At 45.8% G+C, this 16,988-nt stretch carries 14 protein-coding genes and 1 other annotated feature; of the genes, 13 read left to right on the top strand and 1 reads right to left on the bottom strand.

The features are described 5' to 3' along the window. Positions 1 to 3 precede the first annotated feature (3 nt). The 5 genes from trpD to trpA are packed head-to-tail and all read left to right on the top strand — an operon-like array spanning position 4 to position 4,369. Entirely contained in the window at positions 4 to 1,035 is a 1,032-nt protein-coding gene (gene trpD, locus C805_RS20515; RefSeq protein ID WP_016215917.1) for an anthranilate phosphoribosyltransferase, read from the top strand. Next, complete coding sequence (trpC, locus tag C805_RS20510; protein WP_016215916.1) at positions 1,032 to 1,814, top strand: indole-3-glycerol phosphate synthase TrpC; 783 nt, start codon at positions 1,032 to 1,034, stop codon at positions 1,812 to 1,814. Before trpD ends, trpC begins: the two co-directional genes overlap by 4 nt. Beyond that, complete coding sequence (locus C805_RS20505; protein ID WP_016215915.1) at positions 1,811 to 2,419, top strand: phosphoribosylanthranilate isomerase; 609 nt, start codon at positions 1,811 to 1,813, stop codon at positions 2,417 to 2,419. The genes trpC and C805_RS20505 overlap by 4 nt, the downstream gene beginning before the upstream one ends. Continuing rightward, positions 2,416 to 3,606 (top strand): tryptophan synthase subunit beta, encoded by a 1,191-nt coding sequence (gene trpB, locus C805_RS20500; RefSeq protein WP_016215914.1) that lies wholly within the window; start codon positions 2,416 to 2,418, stop codon positions 3,604 to 3,606. Before C805_RS20505 ends, trpB begins: the two co-directional genes overlap by 4 nt. Next, the gene (gene trpA, locus C805_RS20495; protein WP_016215913.1) at positions 3,599 to 4,369 is read left to right on the top strand and encodes a tryptophan synthase subunit alpha; all 771 of its coding nucleotides are present in this window, start codon (positions 3,599 to 3,601) and stop codon (positions 4,367 to 4,369) included. Before trpB ends, trpA begins: the two co-directional genes overlap by 8 nt. Positions 4,370 to 4,791: 422 nt before the next feature. On the opposite strand, the gene C805_RS20485 is transcribed toward trpA, so the two are convergent. Next, complete coding sequence (locus C805_RS20485) at positions 4,792 to 5,241, bottom strand: hypothetical protein (protein WP_016215912.1); 450 nt, start codon at positions 5,239 to 5,241, stop codon at positions 4,792 to 4,794. 156 nt (positions 5,242 to 5,397) lie between these two features. Between C805_RS20485 and C805_RS20480 the strand changes: the two genes are divergently transcribed. From C805_RS20480 to C805_RS20445, 8 genes are all read left to right on the top strand, one after another. After that, complete coding sequence (locus C805_RS20480; RefSeq protein ID WP_016215911.1) at positions 5,398 to 7,371, top strand: methyl-accepting chemotaxis protein; 1,974 nt, start codon at positions 5,398 to 5,400, stop codon at positions 7,369 to 7,371. A 104-nt stretch (positions 7,372 to 7,475) separates the two neighbouring features. Next, a complete protein-coding gene (gene spoIIID / locus C805_RS20475; RefSeq protein ID WP_016215910.1) occupies positions 7,476 to 7,736 on the top strand; it encodes a sporulation transcriptional regulator SpoIIID in 261 nt (86 codons plus the stop codon). Between the two features lie 170 nt (positions 7,737 to 7,906). Further along, positions 7,907 to 8,165: a binding site (T-box leader), on the top strand. Positions 8,166 to 8,635: 470 nt separating this feature from the next. Beyond that, positions 8,636 to 10,636, top strand: a complete 2,001-nt coding sequence (locus C805_RS20470) for a 2-isopropylmalate synthase (protein WP_016215909.1) — start codon at positions 8,636 to 8,638, stop codon at positions 10,634 to 10,636. A gap of 244 nt (positions 10,637 to 10,880) precedes the next feature. Continuing rightward, on the top strand, positions 10,881 to 14,459 hold the full coding sequence (locus C805_RS20465) for an AAA family ATPase (RefSeq protein ID WP_016215908.1): 3,579 nt from the start codon (positions 10,881 to 10,883) through the stop codon (positions 14,457 to 14,459). Further along, the gene (locus C805_RS20460) at positions 14,456 to 14,914 is read left to right on the top strand and encodes an Asp23/Gls24 family envelope stress response protein (protein ID WP_016215907.1); all 459 of its coding nucleotides are present in this window, start codon (positions 14,456 to 14,458) and stop codon (positions 14,912 to 14,914) included. Before C805_RS20465 ends, C805_RS20460 begins: the two co-directional genes overlap by 4 nt. Further along, the gene (locus C805_RS25460; protein WP_016215906.1) at positions 14,907 to 15,560 is read left to right on the top strand and encodes a hypothetical protein; all 654 of its coding nucleotides are present in this window, start codon (positions 14,907 to 14,909) and stop codon (positions 15,558 to 15,560) included. The genes C805_RS20460 and C805_RS25460 overlap by 8 nt, the downstream gene beginning before the upstream one ends. Before the next feature lie 2 nt (positions 15,561 to 15,562). Beyond that, positions 15,563 to 16,120, top strand: a complete 558-nt coding sequence (locus C805_RS20450) for a TetR/AcrR family transcriptional regulator (RefSeq protein WP_016215905.1) — start codon at positions 15,563 to 15,565, stop codon at positions 16,118 to 16,120. A 104-nt stretch (positions 16,121 to 16,224) separates the two neighbouring features. After that, a complete protein-coding gene (locus C805_RS20445) occupies positions 16,225 to 16,950 on the top strand; it encodes an ABC transporter permease family protein (RefSeq protein ID WP_016215904.1) in 726 nt (241 codons plus the stop codon). Positions 16,951 to 16,988: the final 38 nt, after the last annotated feature.

Here is a 16,988-nt window from a genome sequence, read left to right as displayed (position 1 = left end):
GTCTTGATTAAAGAATCCATCGTAAAAATTGTAAATAAAGAAGACCTCACTTATGATGAGGCATATACCGTCATGAATGAAATCATGAGCGGTGAAACAACAGCAACACAGAATGCAGCTTTTCTTGCAGCTCTGTCCACCAAAAGTGCCAGAGCTGAGACTACGGCTGAGATTGCAGGCTGCGCAGCTGCTATGAGAGCGCACGCAACAAAGGTTGAGACCGGTATGGAACTTTTTGAAATTGTTGGAACAGGCGGTGATAATGCCCACAGTTTCAATATTTCCACCACTTCCGCTCTGGTTGCAGCTGCAAGCGGTATGAAAGTTGCAAAACACGGTAACAGAGCCGCATCCTCCCAGTGTGGAACGGCAGATTGTCTGGAAGCTCTTGGTGTAAACATCCAGCAGAGTCCGGCAAGATGTATTGAACTACTGAATGAGGTCGGTATGTGCTTCTTCTTTGCACAGAAATATCACACCTCTATGAAATACGTTGGTGCTATCCGTAAGGAACTTGGTTTCCGTACCGTGTTCAATATTCTCGGTCCTCTTACGAATCCAGGCACACCATCCATGCAGCTTCTCGGTGTGTATGATGATTATCTTGTTGAACCGCTGGCGCAGGTTCTGATAAATCTCGGCATCAAACGTGGCATGGTTGTGTACGGTCAGGATAAGCTGGATGAGATCTCCATGAGTGCACCGACTACGATCTGCGAGATTCGTGACGGTTGGTTCAAATCCTCGGTGGTCACACCGGAAGACTTCAGTTTTGAACGCTGCACAAAAGAAGACCTGAAGGGCGGCACACCCGAAGAAAATGCTAAAATCACGTTTGCTATCTTAAATGGTGAAAAAGGCCATAAGAGAAATGCTGTTCTTATGAACGCAGGTGCAGCACTTTATATCGGCGGTAAGGCTGACAGTATGAAAGAAGGTATCGCACTTGCCGCAGAGATCATTGATTCCGGCAAGGCACTTGAAACATTGAAGAAACTTATCGAAGTTAGCAATCGTCCGGAGGTAGAGGTATGACAATTCTCGGTCAGCTTGCCGATCACGCATGTGAACGTACCGAGCAGGCAAAAAAGATAATACCGATCGAGGAAATCAGGCGGCAAGCCTTATCCCTCCCTAAAAGCTCCTTTGCTTTTGAAAATGCACTGAGGAAAGCAGGTATCTCCTTTATCTGTGAGTGCAAAAAGGCATCTCCGTCAAAAGGACTGATAGCTCCCGATTTTCCGTATCTGCAAATTGCAAAGGAGTACGAAGCGGCAGGAGCAGACTGTATTTCTGTGCTGACAGAACCGAAATGGTTTCTGGGAAGTAACAAATATCTGAAAGCAATCGCCTCCATGGTTTCTGTACCCTGTCTGCGGAAAGACTTCACAGTAGATGAATATATGATCTATGAGGCAAAGGTTCTGGGCGCATCGGCGGTGTTGCTGATCTGTTCCATTTTAAGTGAGGAACAAATCAAATCATATATCAGCATTTGTGATGAACTCGGATTATCTGCATTGGTTGAAGCGCATGATGAAAACGAAGTGCAAACTGCACTTAATGCAGGAGCACGTATCATCGGTGTCAACAATCGTAATCTCAAAGATTTTTCAGTAGATACGGATAATAGCCGCAGACTCAGAGAGCTGATCCCACGTGAAGTGCTGTTTGTTTCCGAAAGCGGTGTCAGCAGTGCCGAGGACGTGGCAAAGCTCCGTGAAATCGGTGCGGATGCTGCTTTGATTGGCGAAACCCTTATGCGAGTACCCGACAAAAAAGCCAAACTCGATGAACTGCGAGGTACGATATGACGAAGATTAAACTTTGCGGACTTTCCCGACTTTGTGATATGGAAACTGCAAACGAACTAAAGCCGGATTATATCGGATTCGTCTTTGTATCGAAAAGCAAGCGTTATGTAACATACGAAAAAGCGTCGGAGCTGAAAAGCCGGCTTTCGCCCGAAATTCAGGCAGTCGGTGTGTTTGTCAATAAACATCCGCAAGATGTCGCTAAGCTAATGCAGAACGACATTATCGACATAGCGCAGCTTCACGGTGATGAGGATGAAGATTATATTACACAGCTGCGACTGCTCACAGATAAGCCGATTATCAAGGCTTTTCGCATTAAAACTGCGAATGACATAAAAACTGCGAAACAAAGTACGGCGGATTATATACTGCTTGATTCTGGTGCAGGTACGGGTACGGCATTTGATTGGGATCTTATAAAAAGTATCAGAAGACCGTATTTTCTCGCTGGGGGTCTTGACGTTGACAACGTGATGGGTGCGGTCAAAGAACTTCATCCATTTGCAGTCGATGTCAGCTCGGGAATTGAAGCCAATGGGGTAAAAGATAAAACAAAAATAGCGGCGTTTGTTGCCACTGTAAGAAAGGAAGACAGATTATGACAAATCCAAACGGACGCTTCGGTGTTCATGGCGGTCAGTACATTCCCGAAACGCTGATGAATGCGGTCATCGAACTGGAAGAAGCGTATAATCACTATAAAAACGATTCCGAATTTAACAGAGAACTTACTGATCTGTTCAATGAATATGCAGGCAGACCGTCAGGGCTGTACTTTGCCGAAAAGATGACAAAGGATCTTGGCGGTGCGAAAATTTATCTTAAACGTGAAGACTTAAACCACACCGGTGCACATAAAATCAACAATGTACTTGGTCAGGCGCTTCTTGCAAAGAAGATGGGCAAAACTCGATTGATAGCTGAAACAGGAGCCGGACAGCATGGTGTCGCCACGGCAACTGCCGCCGCACTGATGGGAATGGAATGCGTGGTCTTTATGGGCGAAGAAGATACCATTCGTCAGGCACTTAACGTGTATCGCATGAGATTGCTTGGTGCTGAGGTTATTCCCGTCAAAGCAGGCACAGCTACCCTTAAAGATGCCGTATCCGAGGCTATGCGTGAATGGACTTCTCGTATCAGCGATACTCACTACTGTCTCGGTTCTGTTATGGGCCCGCATCCGTTCCCGACCATTGTTCGTGATTTTCAGGCAGTTATTTCTAAAGAGATCAGGGAGCAGATTCAGGAGAAAGAAGGCAGACTGCCTGATGTAGTTATCGCCTGTGTAGGCGGCGGGTCTAATGCTATTGGCAGCTTCTGCAATTTCATAGAGGATGAATGTGTACGTCTGATTGGCTGCGAAGCGGCAGGGAGAGGTGTTGACACCTTTGAAACAGCTGCAACCATTGCCACTGGAAGAATTGGTATTTTCCACGGAATGAAGTCGTATTTTTGTCAGGATGAGTACGGTCAGATCGCTCCGGTTTACTCCATTTCCGCAGGACTCGACTACCCCGGTGTTGGTCCTGAGCACGCTCATCTTCACGATATAGGCAGAGCGGAATATGTACCTGTCACGGATGACGAAGCAGTAAACGCTTTTGAATATCTGGCAAAGACCGAGGGTATCATCCCAGCCATCGAATCGGCTCACGCTGTTGCACACGCAATGAAGATTGCGCCGACAATGGATAAAGACAAAATCATTGCAGTCACCATATCTGGCAGAGGCGACAAGGACTGTGCAGCCATTGCCCGCTACAGAGGGGAGGATATTCATGAGTAACATCAGGAAAGCATTTGAAAACGGAAAGGCTTTCATCGCCTTTATCACTTGCGGGGATCCTGATCTGGAAACTACAGCCGCCGCTATTCGTGCCGCCGTAGAAAACGGTGCAGACCTCATCGAGCTTGGTATCCCATTCTCCGATCCTACCGCAGAAGGTCCTGTTATTCAGGGAGCAAACATCAGGGCGCTGAACGGAGGTGTTACGACAGATAAAATATTTGCCTTTGTCAAAGAACTTCGCCGTAATGTAAAAGTGCCGATGGTTTTTATGACCTATGCTAATGTGGTGTTCTCCTATGGTGCAGAAAAATTCATTTCGACTTGCCGAGATATTGAAATTGACGGACTTATCCTGCCCGATCTGCCGTTTGAGGAAAAAGAAGAATTTATATCGCTGTGTCACAAGTATGGTGTTGATTTAGTGTCACTGATTGCCCCCACATCTGAAAACCGCATTGCTATGATTGCAAAGGAAGCTGAAGGTTTCTTATATATCGTTTCCAGTCTTGGTGTAACGGGTACAAGAAGCGAAATTAAGACGGACCTTACTTCTGTTGTAAAGGCAGTAAGAGAAAATACTGATGTACCCTGTGCGATTGGATTTGGTATTTCTACACCGGAGCAAGCAGGGAGAATGGCAGGGATTTCTGACGGTGTAATCGTTGGTTCGGCTATTATAAAGTTATTTGAAAAGTATGGAAAGGACGCACCTGAACACATAGGAGAGTACGTGAAATCCATGAAAGATGCTATGAGATAAAACTGAGATTTATCTTATGGCATATAGGAAACCGCTGCAATTTTCATCCCTGTGCAGGATGGAAGTTACAGCGGTTTTGTAACAAGCCAAAACATCCCTGTATCCGTCAGTTCCGGAAGGACGAAATGCTCTGCTTCCGGGGGCTGACGGATTATTTGTATCTGCTGGCAGATTGGAAAGTGCGGTATGCTCCGAAAACACCTGACGATCGTTTTGTGTTGTACGAACTGATGAAAGACGGCAAGCTCACGTTCCTGCAGGACTACACCGCAAGAAAGAAAAAGGAGGATATGAGTTATGGGCGAAGAAAAGATGCAGACCTCTCCCCTTTGAGTGTCCGGCGTGGTTTGGATTGTCAACATTTTTTTAGACAACTTTTCCAATATTTCCGAACCCATGATTCTGCATCGTTTTCTTCAAGTTTATATTTTCCAGCCACCTTTTTTATCGTTTCTGAAACAGGTAAACACATAAGCACGCATTACCTGTTCGTCGTCAAATAATGTCATCATCATGTCCACAACCTCCTTTTCCCTGCTCCCCGGATATTCTTTCAGAACATTCCTGTCTTTACAAATATTTATTGTATTAGTAACTGCTTCCCTGGTTCGTCTATATAATTTCACCTGTTCGTCATATACCTTTGTAAAAGTGACATACTGGCTGATAATATCATTGTCTTTCCCATCGTATATCATTTTTACTTTTACATCAACAGCACAGTCTTCTCCGTTGAAAAACTCTTCTGAGAGAGAAACATATTCCGGCCTGCTTACAGAGCAGATAGTAGTTGACAGAAAGTAACAGTAACTTTTATAATAATTATAAAAAACAGTAAAAATGGTTGAATATGCTGGTCCTGAATGATTCATTCAATATTTTTACATCTGCTCCGGGGAGAGTTATATGGCAGTTGGCACGGTAACAGGTAAACGGAATCATTTATACAGTGTAATGGCTGCGTGGATAATTTGGGATTGGCTGGGTATCTTACAATTTCGGCCATGTGAGCAGGAGGGAACATTGAAATGAAAAGCATTCGAACCAAAATTACCACATGCCTTATTCTGACGGTTATCATCGGACTGGTTGCATCCGGGGCTTCAGGCATTTTGCTGAATTATAACAATACCATGTCCACAGTAGAACGGATGATGGGCCAGACAGCAGTTCTGGCAGCAGAACGTGTACAGCAGGAACTGGAAGTATATAAGAACGTTGTTATGGAAGTGGGATGTATTCCGCAGCTGTCCGATTCTGAAGTGTCGGTGGAAGATAAGCAGGTTATTATTGATGAACGTGTTTCCATGCATGATTTCCAGCGGGGAAATATTGTCGGTGCGGATGGTATCAGTATTTTTGACGGAAATGATTATTCAGACCGGGAATATGTACGTCAGGCCATGGAGGGAAATGTTTATGTATCGGAACCTCTGATCAGTAAGGTTACAGGAGAACTTTCCATTATGGTAGCGGCGCCTCTGTATTCTCAGGGAAATTATGGAAAGTCCGTTGCAGGTGTTGTATATTTTGTTCCGCGGGAAACCTTTTTGAACGATATTGTATCAGCCATTCAGGTTGGTGAAAACAGCAGAGCATATATGATTAATAAGTCAGGCGGTACGATTGCTGACGTCACCCTTGACACAATTACGGTTCAAAATATAGAAGAGGAAGCAAAAAGTGATCCTGCGCTTAAGGAACTGGCAGCAATCCACAGCGAGATGCGTCAGGGAAAAAACGGTTTTGGAAGTTATGTAAACGGAGAAGATAAAATGTTTGCAGCCTATGCTCCTGTACCAGGGACAGACGGCTGGAGTATTGCGGTGACCGCACCTCAGCTCAATTATCTGGCATCCACACGTGATGCAATGGTTATCAATATTGCAGTGATTGCAGCCTCCATATTGATTTCAGTCATCGTTGCTTTGATTCTGGCCACTAATATCGGCAGACCCATGAAGGCATGTGTGAAGCGGATGCAGCTGCTTGTGGAAGGAGATCTGGAGACACCCATGCCCAAAATTACCAGCAAGGATGAAACAGGTGTGCTTGTGAGAACCACCCAGTCTCTGGTGGAGGGACTGCGTATCGTTATCAATGATATCAGTTATCTGCTCAACGAGATGGCAAATCAGAATCTGGATGTTCATACGGAGCATGAGGAAGTATATGTGGGCAGTTTTCAGGATATACTGGTTTCCATGCGCAACATGAGGCTTGAACTGAGCGGCGCCATGCGTCAGGTCAACCATTCTGCGCAGGAAGTGGCGAATGCCAGCAGCCAGTTATCTTCAAGCGCCCAGACTCTTAGCCAGGGCACTGCGGAACAGGCCAGTTCCGTACAGGAACTGGCAGCCCGTATCAGTGTGATTTCCGAAGAAGTGAAAGATACGGCAGACGGAGCGCTGGATGTCAGAAGCCAGACTCATCAGACCGGTGAAGAAGTTTTTCTGTGTAACCAGAAGATGCAGACTCTGGTAGAGGCCATGGAAAAAATTCAGGCCAGTTCCGAAGAGATTGAAAAAATTCTGAAGACGATTGACGATATTGCATTCCAGACAAATATACTTGCTCTGAATGCGGCTGTAGAAGCAGCCAGGGCAGGAAGTGCCGGAAAAGGATTTGCTGTTGTTGCAGAGGAGGTACGCAATCTGGCGGGAAAATCTGCACAGGCAGCGAAAAATACATCGGAGCTTATTGGAAACTCCACGGACGCAGTACATATTGGTACGGGAATTGCCCAGAATACAGCAGATGTTCTGCTGGGCGTTGTGAACAGTATTCAGACTGTGGTGGAAGCCATTGATCATATTGCAGTAATTTCCGGCGAGCAGTCAGAATCCGTTGAGCGGGTTTCCGAAGGAATCAATCAGATTTCAGTTGTTGTACAGAGCAACAGCGCTACTGCTGAGGAAGGCGCGGCTGCAAGTGAACAGCTTTCCGCTGAGGCCGCCAGCCTGAAAGAGCTGGTGGGCCAGTTTACGCTTTCTTCAGAATGATTATTTTCACAGATACGCCAGGAAAGCACAAATTGTAAATCCTCAGTCATAACCGCCCTTTTTCCCTCATACATTATAAAAAAACAGTGTATGAGGGAATTTCGTTGAAAGGATACATAGAAGAACGGGCGATTAATATTGCTAATTATATAATTGAGGAAAATGCCACTGTAAGGCAGACGGCCAAAAAATTTGGAATCAGCAAGAGTACGGTACATAAAGACGTAACGGAACGTCTTATGCAGATTAATCCCACCCTTGCAGCCCAGGCAAGGAAAGTGCTGGATGTGAACAAATCAGAACGTCATATTCGCGGCGGTCTGGCAACCAGAGAGAAATATCTGCATCAGAAAGGTGTTGTCTGAAAAAGTATTGGAAAGAAAGGGGCAGATGGAACATTATTCTGCGTAAACCTGTCCGCCTTAACAGCAGAACAGAAAATCTGTCCTTTTCTTTGGAATAATAAAATAAATCAATAAAACTGATTAAAATTATCACTATACAATTTTGGTAATCTGTGATAAGATAAAACCCGTGAAAAGCAGAGAAAGGGAAGAGTAGCTGCAGAGGAACTTACAGAGAGCCATTGGCGGTGGAAAATGGCAGGGATGATGCAGTGAACTGGCCCTGGAGCTTCCGGCTGAATATTCTCTTAAATTATCAGGCAGAAGAGAAACAGTAAGTCAGGACGGGTTCTCCCGTTACAGAGAAAGGCATGGAAGTGCCGATAAGTGCATGTGAATACATGAAGCCAGAGTGGTACCGCGCAGGATTTTATATCTTTCGTCTCTATTGTCCTCAGTTTGAGAATGATAGATATGGAAGATTTTTTTATCTAACAGGAAAACTCTGTCACGCTAATGTGTGAAAGAGTTTTCCTGTTAGATAAAAAAGCTCTTATCGCACTGCGGCGAATCTGAAGTATGTCGCTAAAGCGACCCGCCGCAGGCGGAGAATCCTGCAAAGCAGGATTTTTTTTATTCTGCAGGAAAGACCTTGCCATACTGGAATATGAAAGATATTTTCCAGCAGAATAAAAATTAAGATGCACAGCTCGCGGAAATGAAGATAATTGCTTCGCAATCCGCTCGCGCGCAGCAAACCGTCCAGGTCCCTCATGAGTGAGGGATTCAGGAAGCTGAAGCGGACCTGTCCGATTTGTTCTTCTGCAGGAAAGACCTTGCCATACTGGAATATGAAAGATATTTTCCAGCAGAATAAAAATAACGGGAAATGTATTCAACAAAACATTGGAGGAATGAGAATGAAGAATTTTGAGAAATACGAAAGACAGTATTTTATGCCCCCGGAAGTCACTTATGACTGGGTGAAAAAAGAATATATTACCGCACCTCCCATATGGTGCAGCGTGGATTTGCGGGATGGAAACCAGGCGCTGATTGAGCCTATGAGCCTTGAAGAAAAACTGGAGTTTTTTCAGCTGCTGGTGGATGTGGGATTTAAAGAGATAGAGGTGGGATTTCCGGCTGCCTCTGAGACAGAATATAATTTCATGCGGGCGCTGATTGAGCGGAATATGATACCGGACGATGTGACGGTGCAGGTGCTGACCCAGGCCAGGGAACACATTATACGCAAAACATTTGAAGCGGTAAAAGGCGCTCCTCATGCTGTGGTACATCTTTATAACTCCACTTCCCTGGCTCAGCGGGAGCAGGTATTTAAAAAGAGCAAAAAAGAAATTCTGGATATTGCAGTCAGCGGAGCAGAACTGTTGAAAAAGCTGGCGGAAGAGACAGAAGGAAACTTCACCTTTGAATACAGTCCGGAAAGTTTTTCCGGAACAGAGATAGATTATGCCCTGGAGGTATGCAACGCAGTTCTTGAGGTGTGGCAGCCCACGCCGGAGAAAAAGGCTATCATCAACCTGCCCACTACAGTGGAAAATGCCATGCCTCATATTTTTGCAGGACAGGTGGAGTATATGAGCAGACATATGAAATTCCGGGAAAATGTGGTGCTTTCTCTCCACCCCCACAATGACAGAGGCGTGGGAATCTGCGATGCGGAATTCGGGATTCTGGCGGGAGCAGACCGAATTGAAGGAACCCTGTTTGGAAATGGGGAGCGTACCGGAAATGTGGATATTGTAACACTTGCCATGAATATGTTTTCTCATGGAGTAGATCCGAAGCTGGACTTTGGCAATATGTCCAAAATTGCAGAAACGTATGAGCGCTGTACCAGAATGCAGGTATCACCCAGACAGCCCTATGCCGGAGAACTGGTGTTTACTGCTTTTTCCGGTTCTCACCAGGATGCCATTGCCAAGGGAATGGCCTGCCGGGAGGAAAATCCAAGCGGAGCCTGGACGGTGCCTTACCTGCCCATTGACCCCAAAGATGTAGGGCGGACCTACGATTCCGATGTGATTCGTATCAACAGCCAGTCCGGAAAAGGCGGCGTAAGCTATATTCTGAAACAGAATTACGGTATTACGGTTCCGGACAAAATGAAAGAGGAAGTGGGCTATACGGTCAAAGGGGTATCAGACCACCGGCACATGGAACTGTCTCCCCGGCTGGTATATGAGATTTTTGAAGAACATTATGTGGAACATATGCCTCATTTCCAGATTCCGGAATGCCATTTCCGGCAGAAAAACGGTATGCTGGCAGAAGTGACAGTGAATCATGGCGGGAAGAAACGAAGTGTGACAGGCAACGGAAACGGACGTCTGGACGCGGTGAGCAATGCACTGAAGCAGTATTTTAATGTAAGCTATGAACTGTCCGTATACGAAGAACATTCCCTGTCCAGAGGATCTTCTGCCAAAGCCGTATCCTATGTGGGAATTTCCTGCAATGGCCAGCTGTACTGGGGTGTGGGAATTGACGAGGATATCATCAAATCTTCCATTGAGGCCCTTTGCGTGGCTGTAAATAAACTGGAACAGATTCAGCAGACCCAGCAGGGCCGGGATGACAGGCTGAATGAGATTATGAATTACATTCAGGAGCATTACCTGACAGTGACACTGGATGAGCTTACAGAAAAAATGCATCTGTCCAAACCCTATCTTTCCAAATACATCCGGGAGAAATCCGGGAAAACTTTCGGAGATATTGTAAAAAATGTCCGGATGAAAAAAGCCCGTTCCCTGTTGAAAAATACCAGCATGACCGTAGAAAGTATCGCGGAAAGCGTAGGATACCAGAATGTGGAGCACTTCAACCGTCTCTTTAAGAAAAGATACGGGATGACTCCGGTACAGTACCGCAACAGAGAACAGAAGGAAAAGTGAACACGAAATCCTGTTTTCCGTAAAAAATTCAGAATCAGGATAAATGAAAATAAATGCCGAAATAGGAAACTCGTCTGAGAAATTCCTTTTTCGGTATTTTTTTCTCTTATGGGCGGCTGCATGGTCAGAACATGTCATTTTGTTCCAGAAGAGATGAGAAAGGTTTTGTTTTCTTTTTACGTGGTTTTATGGTAGAATATTGTAGAATTATAAAAAAGTGAGCAAAATGTCGAGGAGAACAGAAATGAACCGGAACATGGTAAATATACTGCGGTTTCTTTTCCCGGAAATGCAGATAGTGGATGCAGCCAGGGAACAGGGATTTATCGCACGCAGAAGAAGAGATAACAGAGAGACGGTGGAGGCAGGCACATATACGGTCCATAACGGGAATACGGCAGTTCAGCAGAGAATGGATTCCGTTCTGAGCACTTCCGCTTATTCTGCGGAGGAGATGCACAGAACAGAGCAGGGATTTCATGCTTCATCCGGCGGTGTGATGAACGCCGAAAGGGCGGAACAGAAATTTGAAGGATTTGAGCGGGAATTTCGGAACCACTGGATTGGTATGCCGAAAGATGTGAGAATGCTTTGTCAGGCTTTCAAACGTCCTTTCGTTATGGGCTATGATTTGCGGAAAACAAAAAATAACATACTGATAACCGGAACAGAAAGCAGGGGCAAGGTTACAGCGGCGGCAGTAGCAGGCCGGCTCCTGAAACAGAGAGGCATTATATCTTATCCGGATATTTCAAAACTGGATATGTCAGCTTATCAGGGAAAATCAGACAGCGCCATGTTTACGGGAGATTTGCAGCAGGCTCTGGCAGGCCCGTCAGAAATTGTTGTCTTTGAAGATATCGAACAGATTAATGCCGGAGATATTGATACTGTTATAAAAATAATTTCCGAAGGCTTCTGCCGTCTGCCTGCAGGAAATACAGGGCGGAATCTTGTGCTGTCAGCACGGGGGAAATATTTTATATTTACTTCCAGTGCTGGGGAAACCAGGGTGTCAGAGATTCTGGGGCAGGATTTCATCCGAAAACTGGGGGATATCATATGTCTTGAGCACCTGGGAGAAGATGAAATAAGAGAAGTGATAAAAGGACTGACGGAAGAATTCCGGAAGAAAACCATGCAGCATCTTCAGATCCGTCTGGAGATGGAAACCACCTTTACGGAGCAGCTCAGGCAGGAGTACAGTCTGGCTGAAGGTATCAGGGGACTGCAGATTAATATAGAGGAAAATATATACAAACCGCTGGCGGAATACCGTCTGCAGAATCCTGCAAATGGAGAAGAACGGGCGGTTATCGGCTATGAAGACGGATATTTCATGAAAAACGGGCGGACAATCTGGCTGAAAGATTTCCAGAAACGCTATGACGAAGCAGGAATCGAACAGGTGAAACAGGAACTGGCAGAGGTTATCGGACTTGATTCGGTGAAAGAATATGTGCTCAATCTGGAAAACAACCTGAAAGTCCAGCAGCTCAGAGAGAGCCGGGGACTGAAGGCAGCTGATATCTCAATGCATATGATTTTTACAGGAAATCCCGGAACCGGAAAAACCACCATCGCCCGGATTGTGGCAAAATACCTGAAAGCCATAGGGGTGCTGACTTCCGGGCAGCTGCGGGAAGTCAGCCGTTCTGAACTGGTGGGGCAGTATGTGGGCCATACGGCAGTGCTGACTTCAAATGTGATAAAATCGGCAATCGGAGGCGTGCTGTTCATTGACGAGGCCTATGCACTGTGCCGGGACGAAAACGATATGTTCGGCGTGGAAGCAATCGACACACTGGTAAAAGGGATGGAAGATAACAGGGATAACCTTGTGGTTATTCTGGCCGGCTATGAAGATGAGATGGAGGACTTTATCAGAACGAATCCGGGGTTGAAATCCAGATTTCCCAATCAGATCAATTTTGAAGATTATACACCGGAGGAAATGTACCGGATTGCTGAAGTCACCGTGAAAAGCAAAGGTTATGTGCTGGCAGAGGACTGCCGGGAGCCTTTGCTGGAAGAATTTGAAAAGCGCCAGATCAGAGGGCGGAATGACAGCGGAAACGGCCGCCTGGTGAGAAACCTGACAGAAGCCGCCATATTAAAACAGTCCCAGAGAATTGTGGCGGATGCCAGCCAGAATCTGGAACTTCTGACCAGCTCTGATTTTGGTCTGGAAGAGAAAGAAAAATTTGACCTGGAAAAAGCGCTGAAAGGCATTATCGGCCTGGAACAGGTGAAATCTGTTGTGAGAAGCCAGTATAATGTGCTTCTGGCCCAGGAAAAACGGAAAAAAGCAGAACTGAAAGTTGATACGACCCAGTCTCTGAATATGATATTCAGCGGAAATCCCGGAACCGGAAAGACTACGATTGCCCGTGTGGTTGCTGAGATGTTCCATGCCATGGGGCTGCTGAAATCCGGCCATCTGGTGGAAACAGACAGAGGGGGACTGGTGGCGGAATATGTGGGCCATACAGCGAAAAAGACAGAAGAAGTGTTTAAATCCGCCCTGGGAGGCGTGCTGTTTGTGGACGAGGCCTATGCCATTATGAATGACGGAGGCAGCTTTGGACAGGAATGTATTGACACGCTGGTAAAGCTGATTGAAGATTTCCGGGGAGAAATCCTGGTGATTCTGGCGGGTTACACGAAAGAAATGAAAGATTTTATGAAGGCCAATTCCGGTCTGGAATCCAGATTTCCATTGCAGATAGAATTTCCGGACTATACGGCAGAAGAACTTTTTGAAATCGGAAAAGATATGATTCAGAAAAAGGGCTTTTGCCTTTCAGAAGCAGCAGTACCTGTATTAAAAGAAGAAATATTTACCCTGAAAAAACATTCCCGCGCCTCATCAGGAAACGGAAGAATGATTCGGAATTTTGTGGAAGAAATCGTCCGCAGGCAGTCCGGCAGAATTGCAGTTTCCGATGTTTCTGAGGAGGATATGATACTGCTGATACCGGAAGATATTGCTTCTGATACTCAGAAGACAGAAGTATATGACCTGGAGCAGGATCTGAGCGGGGTAATTGGGCTGGAATCTGTGAAAAGGTATATCCGCAGCCTGAATGCCCGTCTGAAAGTACAGGAAGAACGCAGAAAACAGGGAATGAAAATAAACAGTACCCAGACGCTGCACATGATTTTTATGGGCAATCCGGGAACCGGAAAAACCATGATGGCCCGGACCGTTGCCAATGTGCTGGCCAATATGGGAGTGATTCATACAAATAAACTGGTGGAAACGGACCGTTCCGGCCTGGTTGCCGGTTATGTGGGGCAGACTGCCATGAAAACCCGTGAAGTTACAGAAAGTGCCCTGGACGGTGTGCTTTTTATAGATGAAGCATATTCTCTGGCCCAGGGCGGAGAGAACGATTTCGGCAAAGAAGCCATTGATACACTGGTAAAAATGATGGATGACAACCGGGACAGACTGGTTGTGATTCTGGCAGGATACAGCCATGACATGCAGAATTTCCTGGCTCAGAATGCAGGGCTGGAGTCGAGATTTCCGAATATCATAGAATTTGAGGATTATGGGACAGATGAACTGATGGCTATCGCAGGAAAGATGTATTCCGAGCAGGGGTATATGCTGCACCCGTCGGCTGAAGCTCTGCTGAGGAATGTATTTGAGACAGGAAGAAAACAGCCTCAGTTTGGAAACGGCAGGTTTGTCAGAAATGTGTTTGAGAAATCTCTGAACGCACAGGCGCTGCGTCTGAGCAGTGAAGGAGAAATGGACGCGGAGGATTTGATGATGATTACAGAAAATGATATCAGGGAGGTGATTTCATTATGAAAAAGTTGTGGAATGCACTTTCCATTCTGGCAGCAGTTGTCTGGTTTCTGGCTGTAGTGCTGTGGATCGTACTGGTTCTGCCACCTGCAGTTATCCTGGTGCCTTACAGCGATATTGCAGAAATTCTGACAACAGGGTATGCAACGATGACAGGGGGAGCGGAGGTATTGCTGGTGATAAGTCTGGTAATCTCGCTGACCATGCTGATTCCGCCTTTCCGCCGGTGTTTTCGTTTCTTTCCATGGCTGTATCCTTATGTAAAAATTTTCACGGTGGATATGCTGATTCTGGTGATAGCAGAAGAATTGCTGAATTATGGGTTTGAAATACAGAATGATGAAAGACACCGGATGTTTATACTGCTTATGATTGGAGAAATTGTGGCCGGAAGGCTTATTATGTGCTGGTATTTTCATAAAAAACCGGCAAGGTTTGGGAGGAGAAACGATGCGTGATACACGACTGAGAGAGAATACGCAGACAACACAGTCAGAGAGATTTTCCGGAAATTATGCCGGAGATTCTGCCGGAAACGGAAACCGAAATGAATTTCAGAGAACACAGGGGAATGCTGCAGGAACCGGAGCAGAAAGTTCAGGGCTCAACAGGATTCTGAAAAGGACAGGGCTGGCATTTCTTGGCGTGTTCATCGCTGCCCTGATTGCTCTGAGCACTTTGAACAGCACTTCTGTTGTGGATACATCTGACGCAGCGGCAGAAGCTCTGGAAAAGGGAGAATCCGCAGAACTGAAAGTGGGAACAAGGCTTCTGATGAAAGATCAGCAGATGCCAGGCCAGGATCACATCATTACACACTCCTCGAAGAAAGATACTTCAGAGCTGCATATATGGGATTATGCTGCTGAAGACGGAGACTATGTGCAGGTACTGGTGGATGATGTGCCGTTGGGTGATCCTTTTATGATAAAAAACAAACCCGTTACCCTTACGATTCCCTCGTCGGGTGTGGTTAAGGTGCTGGGAACCAGAGACGGAGGCGGCGGTATTACCTATGCAGTCAGATACGACTTAAACAGTATAACATATTTTAACGGAATGAACGAAGGGGAAGGGAATCTGTATACGCTGATTCGGGAGTGATAATGAATACAGTTGTAACATCAAAAGAAGATATTCTGAAAACCAGCCGGGAGCTCATCCGCCAGCAGGGGTGGTCGGCCCTTAACATCCGTTCTGTTGCCGCGGCCTGCGGGGTATCGGTGGGCTCCATTTACAATTATTTTGATTCTAAAGCTGCGCTGGTGAGTGCAGCGGCAGAAAGCGTCTGGTGCGGAATTTTTCATCGTCCAAAGGACACAGGAGTGTTTCAGGATACCCAGGCCTGTATCATCTGGATATACGAACGGATGGAATATGGATGCAGGCAATATCCCGGTTTTTTTACACTGCACTCCCTGGGTTTCATGCAGGAGGATAAAGCGGATGGAAAACGGAGAATGCAGCAGGCCTGGAAGCATATCCCGGAGGAACTGTGTTCTGTCTTAAAACGGGATTCCAGGATTCGGGCCGGCGCCTTTACGGAGCAGTTTACAGTGGAAAAATTTGCGGACGTCCTGTTTTCCCTGATGTTGTCCGCTCTGCTTCGGCAGGATTATGATTCCTCTGCTGTACTGGAGATTGTCCGCAGGGCTCTTTACTGAAACAGTCCTGCGTTTACGACAGATTTATGCCCGTTTAGGAAAAAAACGGGCATGGGAAGGGAAAAAGATTATAATGGGATCAGATCGAAAGGAGGTGCACAGTTATGAAGAGAATAACAGATATTACAGTGCTGGAACTGGCAAAATTACTGAAAAAAAGAACGTTCCTGTCGGGACTGCTCATGGTGCTGGTTATGGGCGGAGGGATGACATACGGTGCATACAGTTATCCGGACAGTTTTGGGGTACACAATGTCATTGCATTTTTCGGAAACTTTGCCAGTATTTTAATTATGTTTTTAGCCGCAGGGAGTCTGGGAGAAGAATTTGATCTGAAAACAGTGACATTTGTTTTTACATCCAGAGGCAGCAGAAACCAGATTATCATGGCAAAAATTGTGAGCATAGCTCTTTGCGGTATGCTGATTGGGTTATGCGGGGGAATTTTATATGACATTGCGTTAATCATCTGTAAACAGCCCTGGACACCCGTGATGCTGGTTGGAACCATTGGAAAGGAAATGCTGATTTATCTGATTTATGGATTTGCCGTGGGAGCAACGGCAGTTATGCTTACATGTTTTCTGAACACAACGATTACGCCTTTTATTTACCTGATCATACTGTTTTGGGTAATGCCGGGTATTTTACAGCTGATCGGACAGAAAATAACAGCCATGGGGAAAGTAATGGATTATGTTCCGTTCTGTCTGTCGGATCAGTTCCTGATGTATCAGGACTGGAGCATCAAAAACATGGCAGTGTTTATTATCACAGGTACTGTCTTTTCCATTGCCGGTATGACTGTTTTGCAGAAAAAAGATTTATAAAAGGCAGGCCGGTCTTTCATAAGCAGATATCATAAAAT

Origin of the sequence: Eubacterium sp. 14-2, assembly GCF_000403845.2 — a bacterium.
Taxonomy (GTDB): Bacteria; Bacillota; Clostridia; order Lachnospirales; family Lachnospiraceae; genus Petralouisia.
This window is presented reverse-complemented; position numbering and strand designations above follow the sequence as displayed.